This is a genomic window from Microbulbifer echini (assembly GCF_041447225.1).
In the GTDB taxonomy this organism is placed as follows: domain Bacteria; phylum Pseudomonadota; class Gammaproteobacteria; order Pseudomonadales; family Cellvibrionaceae; genus Microbulbifer; species Microbulbifer echini.
In genome coordinates this window covers 95367-107794 of the sequence record NZ_JBGMEL010000010.1, presented here as the reverse complement: position 1 = coordinate 107794, position 12428 = coordinate 95367, and the positions used below count along the sequence as shown (strand labels likewise).

Here is a 12428-nt window from a genome sequence, read left to right as displayed (position 1 = left end):
TTAATAACTTTCATCGTTGTTATTTATTTGATGTTGTAGTGCCCGATATGTCACTACCTGAGGAGTAGATTCCAGAATGCAGACAAATATCCACCCCACCGCTATTGTCGATCCGACAGCGGTTATCGGTTCCGGGGTGAGTATCGGGGCCTATTCCATTATTGGTGCCGGCGTGGAACTTGGCGATGGGTGTGATATTGCATCACATGTCGTGTTGAGTGGGCCGACCAAGCTTGGAAAGAATAACCGGATTTACCAATTTGCCTCGGTGGGCCAGGATACGCCAGATAAAAAGTATCAAGGCGAGGAGACCACTCTCGTTATCGGCGACAATAATGTGATTCGTGAGGGGGTCACCATTCACCGTGGCACTGTGCAGGACCGCGGCGAAACCACTATAGGATGTGACAATCTGATTATGGCCTATGCACATATCGGCCACGATTGTGTGGTCGGTGACCACACCATATTGGTCAATAATGTGGGCCTTGCCGGTCATGTGATTGTTAAGGATTGGGCCATTCTTAGCGGCTATAGCCTTGTGCATCAGCATTGCACTATTGGTGAGCATGCCTTTTTGGGAATGGGGGCGGCAATTGGCAAAGATGTTCCCGCATATGTAATGGTTGCAGGGAATCCTGCGGAAGCCAAAACCATCAACGCTGAGGGATTGCGTCGCCGTGGTTTTTCCCGCGAGGATGTCTCTCTGATTAACAAGGCTTACAAAACGGTCTATCGCCGTGGGCTCACCTTACAGGAGGCCTTACAGGCCCTAACGGAGCTGCGTGAGCGGTCTCCTGTAATCCAGCCTTGGATCGACTCTTTGCAGTCCTCTTCTCGCGGCATTATCCGCTAGTCACAGCGGCTGCCGGGAAGTGCGAGTGTTTAGCGCTTCCCGGAATAGCCTTTTCGCATTTTACTCGGTGTATACGAGAGCAGAGTCGCTTCCGCTCTGGAGGGGTTTTTAGGCGTGTCAGAAAATAATAGGCCGGTTCGTATAGGGGTTGTTGTTGGCGAGGCCTCTGGAGATATTCTGGGTGCGGGACTGATTCAGGCTCTGCAAAAGCGTTTGCCTGAAGTCCGGTTTGAGGGAATTGCCGGTCCGCGTATGCAAGCCTTGGGAGCCAAGTCTCTATTTCCCATGGAGCGCCTCTCAGTTATGGGGCTGGTCGAGCCTTTAAAGCGGTTGCCGGAATTATTAAAAATTCGCCGCACCCTGCGGGAGCATTTCTTAGAAAACCCTCCAGACCTGTTTATCGGAATCGATGCTCCGGACTTTAATTTATCCCTGGAGGAGTCCCTCAAGGCTGAGGGTATTTGTACGGTGCATTATGTCAGCCCTTCAGTATGGGCATGGCGGCGAGGACGCATCAAGAAGATTGCGCGTGCGATTAACCATATGCTCACGTTGCTGCCCTTTGAGGCGGCTTTTTACCGGGAAAATCAGGTGCCCGTCACTTTTGTTGGGCATCCCCTTGCCGATGATATTCCCTTACAGGTCAATAATTCTGCAGCGCGCACAGAGCTGGGATTTAAGGTTGATGACAGGGTGATCGCTCTGTTGCCGGGGAGTCGGGGAGGGGAGGTACGCTTACTTGGCCCGCTATTTTTGCAAACGGCCCGCTGGTGCCACCAGCGCAACCCCGACCTCAAATTTGTTTTGCCTGCGGCCAATGAGCAGCGCCTCGCCGAACTGCAGGAGCAGTTAGAGGGGTACCCCGGGCTTCCAGTAACACTACTTCTGGGAGATTCACAAAAGGCGCTTGGTGTGTCAGATTGTGTGCTGATCGCCTCGGGAACAGCGACCCTGGAAACAATGCTGCTGAAGAAGCCCATGGTGGTTGCCTACAAGCTGGGTAGAATTACCTATGCCATTGTCTCGCGCATGTTGCATACGCCCTGGGTCTCACTGCCGAATTTATTGGCACAAAGAGAGCTAGTGCCAGAAATTTTGCAAAGCGATGCCACCCCTGAAAACCTCGGCGCTGCCCTGATGCGTTATTTTGAGGACCCGTTGCTCAGCGATCAGCTACAGCGCGAGTTTGATGATCTTCATCAGCAACTGCGCCGCAATGCGTCTGAGCGGGCGGCGGATGCTGTCTGTTCCCTTTTAAAGTGATGGGGTTGTTGGATTTATGAGCGTTAAAAAAGAATTGCCCCCGTATATTTGTCCGTACAAAGGTGAATTGCTCGCTGGGGTTGATGAGGTTGGCCGCGGTCCGCTGGCGGGTGATGTAGTGGCAGCGGCGGTTATTCTCGATCCTGCCAAGCCAATTACAGGCCTGGCTGACTCCAAAAAACTCAGCGAAAAAAAGCGCGAATTACTTTTTGATGAAATCTGTGCGCGAGCACTGAGCTTTGCTGTTGCCCGTGCGACAGTGGCGGAAATCGACCAGATGAATATTTTACAGGCGAGTTTGTTGGCTATGCACCGTGCGGTTGGGCAGTTGCCAGTTCAGCCGGAATTTGTTTTGGTGGACGGCAATAAAAAGCCAGACTGGTCATACCCTTGTGATACCGTTATTAAGGGGGATGGACGTGTTGCCGCGATCGCTGCCGCCTCGATTTTGGCAAAAGTTACCCGGGATCGGGAGATGGTGACGATGGATACAAAGTTTCCGGGTTATGGGCTGGCCGGCCATAAAGGTTATCCGACCAAAGCCCATATCCAAGCCCTGCAGCAGTTAGGGCCGAGCCCTGTGCATAGGGTAAGTTTCGCTCCGGTAAGAAAGTTACTGGTAGACTTTGCCGAATAGCAGACCTTGCGACCTTTCAGTTACCGGTCAATTTTTTTAATTCGGGCCTTGGTGATCATCTTGTCCGATACTGCTTCAATTTCTACCAGGTAATTGAAGATATACAAGCTAATATTGCCATCCGGGATGCTTTCCAGGTGTTCCATGGCGAGACCGTTAAAGGTCTTGGGGCCGTCGGTGGGGAGGTCCCAACCTAAGGTGCGGTTGATATCGCGGATGGAGGTGCCGCCCTCAATCATATACCAGCCCCCATCAACAGCGACAATTTCTTCATCGTCACTCGGCACTGGGCTCGCGGTAAAGTCTCCGACGATTTCCTCCAGTAGATCCTCTAGGGTTACGATCCCCATGACTTCGCCGTATTCATCCACCACCAACCCCATGCGGCGCTTGGTTTTTTGGAAGTTCATTAGCAGAGTGGGGAGTGGAGTGGCCTCTGGTACAAAATAGGGTTCATCGGTAAAGGACTTGAGGCGCTCGGCGGTGAGTTTGTCTGGGCCATCGCGCAAAATCTGTGCGGCGCGGCGCAAATGTAGTATACCCACGACCTGATTGATGTCGCTTCGATAAACTGGCAAGCGGGTATAGGTGCTCTCGGCCAGCTGCTGGAGAATTTGATCGGCGCTGTTTTCCAGGTCTAAGCCCATCACCTCGTTGCGCGGAATCATAATGTCCTCAACGGTGGCCTGGTCCAGGTCAAGGACATTGAGAAGCATGCCTTTGTGCTTGCTGGGTATCAGCGCGCCCGACTCAAATACAACGCTTCTGAGCTCTTCTGGGGCCAGGTGTTCCGCTTCGCCGCCTGAGGTTGTTTCCACGCCGACTAGCCGCGCAAGGCCATTTGAGATGCTGCCCACTAGCAGTACAAAAGGGGTCAGAAGCCATTGCAGGGGGCGCAAAACCAAGGATGCAGGGAATGCGATGCGCTCTGGGTGCAGTGCGGCGATTGTTTTGGGGGTAACTTCGGCAAAAATGAGAATGACGATGGTAAGGGCACCGGTAGCATAAAGAAGACCGGCATCACCATAAAGCTGAGTGAAAACAGCACCGGCAATAACCGATGCGAGAATGTTGACCAGGTTATTGCCGATCAGGATAACGCCGATCAGCTTGTCCGGGCGGGCGAGCAGCTCCATTGCCCGTTTCGCTCCGCGATGGCCATTTTTGGCTTGGTGGCGCAGGCGATAGCGGTTCAGTGCCATCATGCTGGTTTCGGAGCTGGAAAAAAAAGCCGATATTACAATCAGCAGGGCCAGCAGGCTAAACAGCAGGCCCGGGGGCATCTCGTTCAAGGGAGAACTCTTTTTATTTCTAAGCGGAGATATTGGAACAGAACGGCAATCTCCGCAAGTTTTCCGGTCGTTATCTACTTTTTGCCTCGTTTTAGCCGCGCTGGAGAATCACTTCAATAACCAGCTTGCTGCCAAAGTACGCCAGCATCAAAGCGATGAAAGCGCACAGGGTCCAGCGAACCGCGGTGTTGCCGCGCCAGCCCCATTGCCAGTGTCCCCAGAGAAGAATGCTGTAAAGCACCCAGGCGATGAGAGAGAGTGCTGTTTTGTGGAGAGGGCCCTGTTCAAACAGGTTGCCGACAAACACAAAGCCGGTAATCAGAGAGGCGGTTAGCAGCAGTTGTCCGAAAGTGATTAGGCCAAACAGTAATGACTCCATGCTCTGCAGGGGGGGGAGCAGGCGCATTGCCCCCACGGGCCTGTGATTGTGCAGCTGCTGGTTCAGGTAATAGAGGTAAATGGCTTGCAGGGTGGCCAGGGTCAGTAGGGAGTAAGCAGAGATTGATAATAGGGCGTGCACGGCGATACCCGAGGATAGCTGCTGGTGGGGTGCTACGGGCCCCCAGGTATGCGAAGCTGCAAACTCAGTCAGCGCTCCAACCGGGGCAAAAATGAGTATCAGCAGAGTAAGCGGGCGGCCAGCGGCCAAGATTAGCAGTAACAGGTTTACTACCCAGGCGATGAGCGACAGCATTGCCAGCAGGTCAAAGCGATAGCCATCGGGGGAGTACAGTGTATATACCAGGGAGGCTCCATGGGTAGCCAGAGCGGCGGCGAGCAGTCCCAATAGTAGTTTTCGATTAGGCTGTTCTTCCCGGGCGAGTGCTCTGGCTGCGACAATAGTAGTGGCTATATATAGCGCGATGGCCGTCCAGTGGGCGAATGCCGCCATTGATTAGATCCGTATCTTCTAAGCAGAGGAGGATGAGTGTGTCACAGCCCGGTTTAACAGGGAAGATCTGGTGATATTTCGGCTGTGACAGGACCTGGGCTATACTGCCGCGCCTCAGAGTGGGAGTTGGAGATAGCTCCCCCCAAAATTTCGCGGCCCTCCGCACCGGGGTCCTGTCCGCAATCGGAGAAATCGAGACGAATTTATGTTCGATAACCTGAGTGACCGCTTATCGGCGGCCCTAAAAAAAGTCACCGGCAAGGCGCGCCTGACCGATGACAATATCCGCGATACCCTGCGCGAAGTGCGCAAAGCCCTGCTTGAGGCGGATGTCGCCCTACCTGTGGTGAAGGCCTTTGTACAGCAAGTGCGCGCAGCTGCTGTGGGGCAGAAGGTTAGCAAGGCCCTGAATCCGGGCCAGCAGTTCGTCAAGATTGTTCAGGATGAGCTGGTCAAGGTCATGGGTGCGGCGGCAGAGCCTCTCAATCTTGCGGTTCAGCCCCCGGCAGTTATTTTGATGGCGGGTCTGCAGGGCGCTGGTAAAACCACCAGTGTTGCCAAACTGGCCAAATACCTGCAGGAACGGGAAAAGAAAAAGGTCATGGTGGTGAGTGCGGACGTATATCGCCCCGCGGCCATCAAGCAGCTGGAAACTCTGGCTGGAGAAGTGGGCGCCCTGTTCCACGGCTCTACTTCAGATCAAAAACCTCTGGATATCGCCAGGGGTGCTGTGGACGCCGCGCGCAGACAGTTTGCCGATGTATTGATCGTGGATACCGCGGGTCGCCTGCATATTGACGGCCAGCTGATGGATGAGATTCGGGACCTGCACAGCGAACTGGACCCGGCGGAGACTCTGTTCGTTATCGATGCCATGATCGGCCAGGATGCGGTAAATACCGCCAGTGCCTTTAATGCGGCCCTGCCACTCACTGGCGTTATTCTCACCAAGGCGGACGGCGATGCCCGCGGCGGTGCGGCGCTTTCAGTGCGGCATGTGACTGGCAAGCCAATTAAGTTTATCGGTGTTGGTGAGAAGACCGATGCCCTGGAGACTTTCCACCCGGACCGTATTGCCTCTCGTATCCTGGGCATGGGCGACATCCTGTCTCTGATCGAAGAGGCAGAGCAGAAGATCGATCGGGAGAAGGCCGAGAAGCTGGTCAAAAAGGTACAAAAGGGGAAAGGCTTCGATCTGGAAGATCTGCGCGACCAGCTGCAACAGATGCAAAATATGGGCGGCTTCGGCTCTTTGCTGGAAAAAATGCCCGGTATGGGCGGTGTTGCGCAAGCTGCCCAGCAGGCGGATATGGGCAAAGAATTCAAGCGTATGGATGCGATTATCTCCTCTATGACCCCTGCAGAACGGCGCAATCCGGACCTGCTGAACGGCTCTCGCAAGCGCCGTATCGTCGCCGGTTCCGGTACCCAGCTGCAGGATCTCAACCGCCTGCTCAAGCAGCATAAGCAGATGGGCAAGATGATGAAAAAACTCAAAGGCGGGGGGATGAGCAAGATGATGCGCGGCCTTGGCGGGATGTCAGGGGCCGGTGGGGGCATGCCCGGAGGGCTCGGTGGAATGGGTGGTATGCCCGGCGGGCTCCCGCCTGGACTCAAGAAAAAGTAGGCCCTTTGGCGCCCAATGAGGCGCTATACAAATCTCTGGCGGTACATTAGAATACGCCGCCTTTCAGCCGGGGGTGAGCTGCCGGCAAAGTTGTTTGGGTGATGGCTTAATGCTGTCGCCAAGTGTTTAAAATTACAGGAAAGTTACATGGTAACCATTCGTTTGGCTCGTGGCGGTGCTAAGAAACGCCCGTTTTATCACCTGACCGTGACCGATAGCCGCAAATCTCGCGACGGTCGTTTCATTGAGCGTGTTGGCTTCTTCAACCCGGTTGCCCGTGGTCAGGAAGAGCGTCTGCGCGTTGATCGTGAGCGCGTTGACTACTGGCTGGGTCACGGCGCACAGGTTTCTGACCGCGTCAGCAAGCTTCTGAAAGAAACCGCTTAATTTGCGTGTAAGTGGTGCGTCTGTGACAGATAACGGAAAACCTTCCGAGCAGCTGGTCACAGTTGGGCGCGTAACGACCGTTTATGGTGTGCGCGGCTGGGTTAAGGTTCACTCCTATACCGAGCCGATGGACAACATCCTGCAATTCCCCAAGTGGTGGTTGCGGGGGCCGAAAGGCTGGGAGCCCTTGGATATTGACGCTGGCAAGCGTCATGGCAAAGGGTTGATCATACATGTGAAAGGCATGGATGACCGCGATCTGGCGGCTCAACTTTGCCAGCGTGATATTGCTATAGCACGTGACCTGATGCCTGAACTCGAGCAGGGTGAGTATTACTGGCACCAGCTAGTGGGTTTGCGGGTTATCAGCCGTTTTGGCGGCGAGGAGCACGATTTTGGCAATGTCGCTCGCATGATGGAAACTGGCGCCAACGATGTATTGGTGGTGCGTGGAGGAGTGGACAAGCGCGAGCGCTTGATTCCCTATCTGCCGGGCCAGTTTATTGCAGATATAGACCTGGAAGCCGGTGTAATTACCGTCGACTGGGACCCGGCTTTTTAAGGCGCTGAGCGATGGTAAAAAGAATCGCTCTGGTAAGCATTTTTCCGGAGATGTTTGCCGCACTGACCGAGTATGGTGTCAGCGGGCGGGCCGTCAAAGATGGTCTGCTGGAAGTACGCTGCTGGAACCCTCGGGAGTTCACCAGTGACAAACACCGCACAGTGGATGACCGCCCGTATGGCGGTGGCCCTGGAATGGTGATGATGGCTGAACCCCTTTATCAGTCCCTGGAGGCGGCACGCGCCTGGGCTGGGGAAGAGGGCGAGGCTGTACGCAGTATCTACCTGTCACCGCAAGGACAGCAGCTGGATCAGCGCGGGGTCGAAGACCTCTCTAATGCTGGCAACCTAGTTTTGTTGGCCGGGCGCTATGAAGGCGTAGATGAGCGTATCGTCGAATCTATGATCGATGAAGAGTGGTCTATTGGTGACTATGTCCTAAGTGGTGGTGAGTTGGCTGCTATGGTAATGGTGGATGCGATTACCCGCCTGATTCCCGGTGCTCTCGGACACGATCAGTCGGCGGTTGAGGACTCTTTTTCCTCTGGTCTGCTCGACTGTCCCCACTACACCCGGCCGGAACAGTACCGGGGAGTAGCGGTACCGGATGTGTTGCTCTCGGGCAATCACGAAAGAATACGCCGCTGGCGCCTGAAGCAGGCACTGGCGCGCACACAGCAGCGTCGGCCCGATCTTCTGGAGGGGCTGGAGCTGAATAAGGAGCAGAAGCAGCTGTTGGAGGAAATCCAGCAGGAGCGGAAGCCCGACAAAACTTGATGCCGGATTCGCCGGGAGGCGAGAGTAGTTCGGTGAACTAGCTGAGAAGCTACATAAACTCTATTTGGGAGCAAATCCAAATGACTAATAAGATTATCCAGCAGCTGGAGCAGGAACAGCTGAAGAGCGAAGTACCTCCCTTCGCGCCGGGCGACACTGTCATCGTTCAAGTAAAAGTAAAAGAAGGTAACCGCGAGCGTCTGCAGGCGTTCGAAGGTGTGGTGATCGGCAAGCGTAACCGCGGCCTGAATTCCTCCTTCACTGTGCGCAAGATTTCCCACGGTGTTGGTGTAGAGCGTACTTTTCAGACCCACAGCCCCATGGTTGACAGCATCAAGGTTAAGCGTCGCGGTGACGTGCGCCAGGCCAAGCTGTACTACTTGCGCAGCCTAACTGGTAAAGCCGCACGTATTAAAGAGAAGCTTAACTAGGCACCTCTCTTACAGCTCACAAAAATGCCGGGGTTACAGCCCCGGCTTTTTTATGCCAAAAATCTGCCCTTTGCGCTAAATTTACCTTTCAGTTCAAATTGTCAGCTAGCGGCTCAAAACTACGCCTGCCGTTGTTACCTTATCGTATTTCCCCTTTTTCTGAACTTGGGTCACAAAACTCTCCCGTATGTACTCCCCGGGAACATCATTTCTCGGTATTGGTTTATCAGCGCACAACTTGGCTATTTATTCGTAGTTCCGGGTGCCCAAATATGTTAAAACGCGCCATATAAGCCTGATATGGTGAGCAGCTGCCATACTGGCTGGAACTGAAGGGCGACGTTCGAGTCGAATCTCATTGAGAATTTAAGGAGCAATCGCTAATGATGCTTTTCAAGAAGCCGCTGGCACTCGCTGGAGTGCTGCTCGGTTTGTTTGGGCCAGCGGCCCTTGCGGAGGTCGACGCGAACATTGCGAAGACAATCAAGGCCCGTCTTGAGGCTAGCAATCCCAAGCCAGAGTATGGTGAAGTGCGCGAAACCCCCATTGCAGGGCTCTACGAAGTGGAGCTTGATGGAGGCAGCAGTACCCTGTTTGTCTCTGGCGACGGCAACCACTTTATCCTTGGAGACCTATTTCAGGTGAAGAGTGGTGGTGGCTTTGCCAATCTCTCGGAAGGGCGCAGGGCTGGCCGTCGCGCCCAAGTGATGGGGACCCAGAGTGTCGACGATATGATCGTCTTCTCACCAAAAGGGGAAACCAAGGCGCGTATTTATGTCTTTACCGATGTGGACTGTGGCTACTGCCGCAAACTGCACCAGGATGTTCCCGAGTTAAATAAACGCGGAATCGAAGTCAGATATCTGGCTTTCCCGCGCGGCGGCCTGCAATCTCTGGGTTACCGCAAGCTCGCAACAGCCTGGTGTGCCGATGACAGTAACAAAACCCTGACGGCGCTGAAAAACCGTGAAAATGTGCCCTTGAAGGTCTGTGACAGCAATCCGGTTGCCGCGCAATATAAGTTGGGCAACGAGGAGATTGATGTGCGCGGTACTCCCACCATTGTTATGGAGGATGGCAGGGTCGTGCCCGGCTATCTGCCGCCAGCTTCCCTGGTTAAAGAACTGGGTATCTAATCGTTTCGTGGAAATAGCGGCCCCACTTTGGCGGGCCGCTATTGATACTCAGGCCGGGCTCTTAAGGGCCACCTTGCGTGGCTGCGTCATATTCTCCGGTGCGAGAATGTCATTCAACTCTTCCTCACTCAGCAATCCCTCCTCGAGAATCAATTGCTTGACGCTGGCACCAGTCAACAGTGCCTGCTGGGCGATACGAGTCGCATTTTCATAGCCGATAAACGGGTTAACTGCGGTAATCAGGCCGATGCTGTTCTCCACCATTTGTCGACAGTGCTCTTCGTTCGCACTGATGCCATTGACGCAGCGCTGGGCGAGCGTATTCATAGCCTGGGTCATTAGGCGCATGGATTGCAGCAGGTTAAAGGCGATGACTGGCTCCATAACATTCAGCTGCAGCTGACCAGACTCGGCCGCCAGGGTAATCGTCAGGTCGTTGCCGATGACCTGATAGGCCACCTGATTGACCACCTCGGGGATCACCGGATTCACCTTGCCGGGCATAATCGAAGAACCCGGTTGCATCGGCGGTAGGTTGATTTCGTTGAGCCCTGCTCGCGGGCCGCTGGAGAGTAGGCGTAGGTCGCTACAAATCTTTGAAATTTTTACGGCGATGCGTTTCATTACACCGGAAAACATCACGAAGGCGCCCATATCCGAGGTGGCCTCAACCAGGTTTTCCGCGCAGACAAAATCGATTCCAGAAATTTCTGAGAGGGCCGAAACAACCAGCTGGCGATATTGCGGGTCGGTGTTAATGCCGGTGCCAATTGCGGTGCCGCCCATATTGATTTCATTAAATAAAGCAACCAGTTCTTTAACCCGGGCCACATCCTCGCGAATAGTTGCGGCAAAAGCGGCAAATTCCTGGCCCAGGGTCATGGGCACCGCATCCTGTAACTGAGTGCGCCCCATTTTAATTACGTGGGCAAACTCTTTTGCTTTGCTGTCAAACTCAATACAAAGCGCCTCCATGGATTGCACAAGATCGTTGTAACTGAGTAGTACCGCCAGATTGATAGAGGAGGGGTACACATCGTTGGTGGACTGCGACAGATTGACATGGTTGTTAGGGTGAACCTTTTTGTATTCGCCCTTGTTGTGTCCCAATAACTCCAAAGCGCGGTTGGCGATTACCTCGTTGGCATTCATATTGGTCGATGTGCCAGCACCGCCCTGAATCATATCCACCAGAAATTGATCGTGTAATTTGCCATCGATAATCTCACTACAGGCATCGGCAATGGCCGTCTCCAAATCCTCCTCCAGGTAGCCGAGTTCGCGGTTAGCGCGTGCTGCCGCCTTCTTGACCATAGCCAGGGCTTTGACCAGGTTGGGGAAGTGGTTGAGGGTGATGCCGGTAATCTGGAAGTTTTCCAGGGCGCGCAATGTCTGGATACCAAAATAAACATCTGCCGGCACCTCCCGCTCTCCAAGTAGGTCTTTCTCTGTGCGAGATATACCGCCGGCGCTGAATACGGGCATGGGTTTTAGAGTGTGGAAATCGTTCGTCATAATGTTTTTGTTTTCTCTTCATCTTTGCGGGGCAAATACACCGGGAACAGAGATTAGCCTGGGTTCGGGGTTGCCCATTGTTGTTATTGCTCGGGCCCATTATTTGGGCCCGTTATAGGAATTAATTGTTAAAGTGGCGTGGCAAAAAAACTCTGGGGACCTTCGGTATTTGTAGCCCGGATGTTTTCGCGGATACTGCGGTTAATTTCATCGGAATCTGGGCCGAAGACCCCGCATAGTTTTAACGCATTTTTAATGCTGATTTTTCGCCCGAGGGATTCCAATAACACTTTTGTGCACACGGGCTCGCGCCGGTCACTGGCGGAGGCGCCCAGCTTGAGCCCAGATAAATAACTTACCCGGCTTTTGTAGGTAGGGTAGAGAATCGTCTGGGCGATTTCGTTGTGTGTCAGAGCCTCGTAGCCAATTAGAAAAATTCGCTCGGAGAGAAAGAGCAGCATGCCCTTGTAGCGGGACTTATACCATTCCTCACGGTCTGGATAACGCATTCGCTCAAAACGCTGAAAATAATACCCTTCACCATCTGACTCGATATGCAGCAAACTGCGAATAATGTGGTCTGGAAATGTCATTGAATAGTGATACTCGAAGTAAAAACCCAAGTACTTGTCCGCGCGCCCCTGAGACTCCCGGATCAGCAGATCGATACCTGGAGTGTAGGGGCGTGCGGGCTCTATTGTGCTAGAGGCGCTGCGAACACGAATAATCTGTTCGAAGCGTTCCTGTGGCATCAGGATTTCATGGGGTTCGACACCGAAGAAGTGGCAGATCTTATTGAGTGTATATTGTGAAGGTTGGGTGTTGCCGTTCAGGTATTTATTAAATTGTGCTCGGTTGACACCCATGCGCCGGCACACCTCAGCGATCGAGCGATAAAAGCTGCACAGTAGGCGCAAGTTTTGCGAAAAATTATTGCTCATTGAGGAATATCTGTTACCAGTGCCCTGAGAGTCCCCTTGAAACTAGTCGTGGACCCGGTTTATTTCACCCCATATGGAGCGGGCGAAATGAATATTTACAGCGGAATTTTCGA

13 protein-coding genes are annotated in these 12428 nt (G+C 53.6%); 9 read left to right on the top strand and 4 right to left on the bottom strand.

Annotated features, from left to right (window positions below; translation table 11 throughout):
• The first annotated feature begins 76 nt into the window (after window positions 1-76).
• The 3 genes from lpxA to rnhB all read left to right on the top strand — a co-directional run bounded on the left by lpxA (window position 77) and on the right by rnhB (window position 2756).
• Window positions 77-856, top strand: a complete 780-nt coding sequence (gene lpxA / locus ACCI51_RS11525; RefSeq protein ID WP_371843664.1) for an acyl-ACP--UDP-N-acetylglucosamine O-acyltransferase — start codon at window positions 77-79, stop codon at window positions 854-856.
• Window positions 857-970: 114 nt separating this feature from the next.
• Window positions 971-2119, top strand: a complete 1149-nt coding sequence (gene lpxB / locus ACCI51_RS11520; RefSeq protein WP_371843663.1) for a lipid-A-disaccharide synthase — start codon at window positions 971-973, stop codon at window positions 2117-2119.
• Window positions 2120-2135: 16 nt separating this feature from the next.
• The gene (gene rnhB / locus ACCI51_RS11515; RefSeq protein ID WP_371843662.1) at window positions 2136-2756 is read left to right on the top strand and encodes a ribonuclease HII; all 621 of its coding nucleotides are present in this window, start codon (window positions 2136-2138) and stop codon (window positions 2754-2756) included.
• A 20-nt stretch (window positions 2757-2776) separates the two neighbouring features.
• Here rnhB and ACCI51_RS11510 read toward each other — a convergent pair whose 3' ends face one another.
• A complete protein-coding gene (locus ACCI51_RS11510; protein ID WP_371843660.1) occupies window positions 2777-4048 on the bottom strand; it encodes an HlyC/CorC family transporter in 1272 nt (423 codons plus the stop codon).
• A 91-nt stretch (window positions 4049-4139) separates the two neighbouring features.
• The gene (locus ACCI51_RS11505) at window positions 4140-4940 is read right to left on the bottom strand and encodes a cytochrome C assembly family protein (protein WP_299584365.1); all 801 of its coding nucleotides are present in this window, start codon (window positions 4938-4940) and stop codon (window positions 4140-4142) included.
• Window positions 4941-5145: 205 nt separating this feature from the next.
• On the opposite strand from ACCI51_RS11505, the gene ffh reads away from it, so the two are divergent.
• From ffh to ACCI51_RS11475, 6 genes are all read left to right on the top strand, one after another.
• Complete coding sequence (gene ffh / locus ACCI51_RS11500; RefSeq protein ID WP_299584362.1) at window positions 5146-6567, top strand: signal recognition particle protein; 1422 nt, start codon at window positions 5146-5148, stop codon at window positions 6565-6567.
• A gap of 147 nt (window positions 6568-6714) precedes the next feature.
• Window positions 6715-6954 carry a 30S ribosomal protein S16 gene (gene rpsP, locus ACCI51_RS11495; RefSeq protein WP_299584359.1) on the top strand — a complete coding sequence of 80 codons (240 nt, stop codon included), beginning with the start codon at window positions 6715-6717 and terminating at the stop codon, window positions 6952-6954.
• A 22-nt stretch (window positions 6955-6976) separates the two neighbouring features.
• A complete protein-coding gene (gene rimM / locus ACCI51_RS11490; RefSeq protein ID WP_371843659.1) occupies window positions 6977-7516 on the top strand; it encodes a ribosome maturation factor RimM in 540 nt (179 codons plus the stop codon).
• 11 nt (window positions 7517-7527) lie between these two features.
• Entirely contained in the window at window positions 7528-8292 is a 765-nt protein-coding gene (gene trmD / locus ACCI51_RS11485) for a tRNA (guanosine(37)-N1)-methyltransferase TrmD (RefSeq protein WP_371843658.1), read from the top strand.
• Between the two features lie 74 nt (window positions 8293-8366).
• Window positions 8367-8723: a 50S ribosomal protein L19 gene (gene rplS, locus ACCI51_RS11480; RefSeq protein ID WP_455363778.1), complete on the top strand. Its 357-nt coding sequence runs from the start codon at window positions 8367-8369 to the stop codon at window positions 8721-8723.
• A gap of 383 nt (window positions 8724-9106) precedes the next feature.
• Complete coding sequence (locus tag ACCI51_RS11475) at window positions 9107-9859, top strand: DsbC family protein (RefSeq protein ID WP_299584347.1); 753 nt, start codon at window positions 9107-9109, stop codon at window positions 9857-9859.
• Between the two features lie 48 nt (window positions 9860-9907).
• Here ACCI51_RS11475 and aspA read toward each other — a convergent pair whose 3' ends face one another.
• Both aspA and ACCI51_RS11465 read right to left on the bottom strand, forming a co-directional pair.
• The gene (gene aspA / locus ACCI51_RS11470; RefSeq protein WP_366525566.1) at window positions 9908-11374 is read right to left on the bottom strand and encodes an aspartate ammonia-lyase; all 1467 of its coding nucleotides are present in this window, start codon (window positions 11372-11374) and stop codon (window positions 9908-9910) included.
• A 128-nt stretch (window positions 11375-11502) separates the two neighbouring features.
• Window positions 11503-12315, bottom strand: coding sequence for a helix-turn-helix transcriptional regulator (locus ACCI51_RS11465; protein ID WP_299584344.1), 813 nt, complete (start codon window positions 12313-12315; stop codon window positions 11503-11505).
• Window positions 12316-12428: the final 113 nt, after the last annotated feature.

Coding starts and splice junctions, on each gene's coding strand:
- ACCI51_RS11505 (WP_299584365.1), bottom strand. CDS start 4,940: ATGGCGGCATTCGCCCACTGGACGGCCATCGCGCTATATATAGCCACT.
- rpsP (WP_299584359.1), top strand. CDS start 6,715: ATGGTAACCATTCGTTTGGCTCGTGGCGGTGCTAAGAAACGCCCGTTT.
- lpxA (WP_371843664.1), top strand. CDS start 77: ATGCAGACAAATATCCACCCCACCGCTATTGTCGATCCGACAGCGGTT.
- trmD (WP_371843658.1), top strand. CDS start 7,528: ATGGTAAAAAGAATCGCTCTGGTAAGCATTTTTCCGGAGATGTTTGCC.
- ffh (WP_299584362.1), top strand. CDS start 5,146: ATGTTCGATAACCTGAGTGACCGCTTATCGGCGGCCCTAAAAAAAGTC.
- aspA (WP_366525566.1), bottom strand. CDS start 11,374: ATGACGAACGATTTCCACACTCTAAAACCCATGCCCGTATTCAGCGCC.
- rnhB (WP_371843662.1), top strand. CDS start 2,136: ATGAGCGTTAAAAAAGAATTGCCCCCGTATATTTGTCCGTACAAAGGT.
- ACCI51_RS11465 (WP_299584344.1), bottom strand. CDS start 12,315: ATGAGCAATAATTTTTCGCAAAACTTGCGCCTACTGTGCAGCTTTTAT.
- ACCI51_RS11475 (WP_299584347.1), top strand. CDS start 9,107: ATGATGCTTTTCAAGAAGCCGCTGGCACTCGCTGGAGTGCTGCTCGGT.